This is a genomic window from Streptomyces sp. NPDC048415 (genome assembly GCF_040651675.1).
Taxonomy (GTDB): Bacteria; Actinomycetota; Actinomycetes; order Streptomycetales; family Streptomycetaceae; genus Streptomyces.
Genome location: NZ_JBEZKJ010000206.1, coordinates 1 through 3,060, shown reverse-complemented (window position 1 = coordinate 3,060; position 3,060 = coordinate 1). Strand labels below are relative to the sequence as shown.

General features: G+C 71.1%; 3 protein-coding genes. 1 reads left to right on the top strand and 2 read right to left on the bottom strand.

The genetic code is table 11. From position 1 onward, the window contains the following. Positions 1-255 precede the first annotated feature (255 nt). Positions 256-606 (bottom strand): extradiol dioxygenase, encoded by a 351-nt coding sequence (locus AB0D27_RS45240; protein WP_360482812.1) that lies wholly within the window; start codon positions 604-606, stop codon positions 256-258. A gap of 37 nt (positions 607-643) precedes the next feature. Beyond that, the gene (locus AB0D27_RS45235) at positions 644-1,123 is read right to left on the bottom strand and encodes a helix-turn-helix domain-containing protein (protein ID WP_362521457.1); all 480 of its coding nucleotides are present in this window, start codon (positions 1,121-1,123) and stop codon (positions 644-646) included. Positions 1,124-1,182: 59 nt separating this feature from the next. Between AB0D27_RS45235 and AB0D27_RS45230 the strand changes: the two genes are divergently transcribed. Further along, positions 1,183-2,646, top strand: a complete 1,464-nt coding sequence (locus tag AB0D27_RS45230) for an MFS transporter (protein ID WP_362521454.1) — start codon at positions 1,183-1,185, stop codon at positions 2,644-2,646. Positions 2,647-3,060 lie beyond the last annotated feature (414 nt).

Sequence of the window (3,060 nt, the reverse complement as noted above, 5' to 3'; positions counted from 1 at the left end):
CCCGGTGGCGACCAGAAGGCGGTACACCTCGCTCTCGTCGGCCGTCAGGCCCACCGTCTCCAGCATGTCGCACCTTTCTCACCATCCGGGCCGCCTCTGCCCGGCTTCCCGCGGGGGAACGCGATCGTCCCGGCGGATGATTCCACCAGCCCCCGCGACCAGGCACCACGACGGCTTTCACAGGCGACCTGGTTCACCGTGACGGGGCGGTGCCGTCAGCACATCCGGTGGCCCCCGGGCGGGGCCGCTCGAGTGTCACAGACTGTGGGCCACGGGGTGGCGAGGTTCGTACAGCGGCAGTTCGGCGCCACTGGGCAGACGCACCGCCGTCAGCCTGCCCCAGCGCTGTTCGCTGACCGGGCGGGTGATCTCGACGCCCCGCGCGCGCAGTTCCCCGAGCTGGGCGTCGAGGTCGTCGCACATCAGGTAGAACTCGTGCTGGGGGGCGCCCTCGGTGGGATGTACGGCGATCTCTGCCGGGGGCAGTTTGAAGATCAGCCACCCGCCGCCCGCGTCAACACCGGGGAAGGCGAGGACGTCGCGGATGAAGGCGCGGTCGGCCTCCGCGTCCTGGCTGTAGAGGATGACGTGGGCGCCGTTGATCATGCCGGTCCTTCGTTTCGCCGAGATGGGGCCGTTGGGTCTACGGGGTCGTCACCGGGCCCGACTGGTCCCAGCCGGGCACGAGGTCGTCCCGGTGGACATCTTCCCCGTGGACCCGCTCGCCGCAGGTCTCGCACACCGTGTGGGTGACGAGTTCGTGATCCCGGTGCCGGATCCGGCCGGGCGGTGCGGTGACGACCCAGCGGTCGCCCCAGCCGATCAGCTCGCGGGTGATGGCCCCCAGATCGCGCCCGGCCTCCGTCAGGTAGTAGCCGCTGTAGCGGGCGTCGTCCGGCAGCGGGCGCCGCTCGAGGATGCCACTCTCCACCAGCGCCTTCAGGCGCGCGGCGAGCCGGTCCGTGGGAGCGCCGGTGTTCCTGGCGATCTGCCGGAAGCGGTGGTTGCCGAGCATGACCTCGCGGATCGCCGGCAGGGCCCAGCGGTCACCGATGATCTGGAGGGCCGCGGCGAGGGAGCACGGGCGCCCCGCCATGTCCCGGGGGTCGATGCGTGTGGTCATTGTCCCAGTATCACCGAGCGAAGTTTGATTTCCAAATCACCCTGTGCTTGGGTTGCACCATGTCCACTCTGCTTCGATTCTCAAAGCACCCTCGGACGGCCGCCGTAGTCGTCCTGGTGGCCGTCTTCATGACCAACCTGGATCTGCTGATCGTCAACGTCGCGCTGCCCGCCGTGGGAGAGGACTTCTCCGAAGGCGGCGGCGCAGCGGGCCTCGGATCGCTGTCCTGGGTCCTCAACGCCTACGCGATCACCTTCGCCGCGCTGCTGGTGGTGGCCGGGCGTGCCGGTGACCGCATAGGGCAGCGGCCGGTCTTCCTCGCCGGGATCGCCGTATTCACGCTCGCGTCGCTGGGCTGTGCCCTGGCCCCGAACCTGGGAACCCTCATCGTGGCCCGGGTGGTGCAGGCCGTAGGGGCGTCGGCCCAGATCCCGACCTCCCTGGCCCTGCTGCTGGCGGCGGTGCCGGCCGAGCGCCGCACCCAGGCCACCCGCGGCTGGGCCGGGGTCGGCGGACTCGCCGCGGCCGCCGGGCCCGTCGCCGGTGGCCTGCTGACCGAGGTGGACTGGCGGTGGGTCTTCGCCGTCAACCTGCCCATCGGCATCGCGGCGCTCGTCGTCGGCCGATCAGCGCTGCCGAAGCCGGCCGCGCAGGAGACCGGGCCGCTGCCCGACCTCCTCGGCGCCCTGCTGGTAATCGTCTCGATCGCGTCACTGTCCGGGACGCTGGTGCAGGCACCCGACCAGGGCTGGACGAGCGGCGAGACCCTACTGCTGCTGGCCGTCGCCGTGATCGGCGGCGCCGCGTTCGCGCTCCGGTCCCTGCGGCACCCCCGTCCGCTGTTCGAGCTGGACCTGCTGCGGCTGCCGCGCTTCGGTGCGGCGAACGCGGGCAGCCTCCTGTTCGGCGTGGCCTTCTCGATCATGCTGCTGTCGAACGTGCTGTGGTGTCAGGAGGTCTGGCACTGGAGCGCGCTGCGCACCGGTCTCGCCCTGGCCCCCGGCCCCGCCCTCGTGCCCGTCGTCACCGTGCTGACCACCCGCGCCGCGCAGCGCTTCGGGCAGGGACCGCTGATCGCGGCGGGCGGCGTGCTGTTCGCCGGTGGCATGGTGTGGTTCGCGATCTTCGCATCGGTCACACCGGACTACGCGAGTGAGCTGCTGCCCAGCCAGCTGCTGACCGGTGCGGGAGTGGGCCTGGCCCTGGGCACACTGGTGGCCGCCGGCGTGCACGCGGTACCGGCCCACCGCGCGGCGACCGGGTCGGCGCTGGTCAACTCAGTGCGCCAGATCTCGGCCACGATCGGCGTCGCCGTCCTGGTCGCGGTCGTCGGCTCCCATGTCGACGCCACCTCGCACCACGACTTCCGGGCCGTCTGGTACACGGCCGCGGCTCTGAGCCTGGTGACCTCGGCGGTCGGGGCGCAGCTCAGCCGAGGGCGGGGCCAGGGCCCCGAGCGGACGGGACCCGCCGCGCCGAAGGAAGCCGAGGCGACGGGGCGGGCTCTGCCGCAGACAGCCTGACCGGCCGCTGCCCGGCCAACGCGCCGGTCGAGGAGGGGTTCTGACGGCTCGTGCGCGGGCGGACCGCCCCTGTGGCGGTCCGCAGACGTGCTCGTACCACCGCCCACGACGCGCAGTGCGCCGGGACCGGTTCTTCCGATTCTCCCCGTTATCCCCGTTCAGGTTCGTCGGTTCGGCCGTCGCCTGCTCGGCGTAGTGCTTCTCCTCGAAGAGCCAGGGTCATAGGTCCTCTCATGAGTCCCATCTGACCTGCTGTCAGCTTCCTTCGTACCTCGGGGGTACCTCACTATCCGGATACCGCGTCCTACCTGTCGCCGTTGTCCCGGCCGTCTTCGAAGACGAAGAGTGGTTTGGCGCCATGTCCGGGTGTTTCGGCGAGCGTGATGGCTTCAGTGAAGCGTTCGAGTGGGAACG